The organism is Macrococcus hajekii (genome assembly GCF_004359505.1).
GTDB lineage: Bacteria > Bacillota > Bacilli > Staphylococcales > Staphylococcaceae > Macrococcus > Macrococcus hajekii.
Genome location: NZ_SCWE01000049.1, coordinates 1 through 280 on the forward strand (window position 1 = coordinate 1; position 280 = coordinate 280).

The window sequence follows — 280 nt, forward strand, 5'->3', positions numbered from 1 at the left end:
GATGGCACGACAACAACAACAGTGATCAAAGATGGTGCGGACGGCGAATCACCAACGGCGACAGTAGTCGACAACGGCGACGGCACGCACACAGTGACGATCACAAATCCAGACGGCACAACAACGACAACAGTCATCAAAGACGGTGTTGATGGAGTAGACGGTAAAGATGGCGTATCACCAACGGCGACAGTAGTCGACAATGGAGACGGTACACACACAGTGACGATCACGAATCCAGATGGCACGACAACAACAACAGTGATCAAAGATGGTGCGG

1 protein-coding gene is annotated in these 280 nt (G+C 52.1%); it reads left to right on the forward strand.

Annotated elements, in window-relative coordinates; genetic code table 11:
• A partial coding sequence (locus ERX37_RS11320; RefSeq protein WP_208001702.1) for a collagen-flanked surface repeat-containing protein occupies positions 1-280 on the forward strand: 280 nt, incomplete at both ends.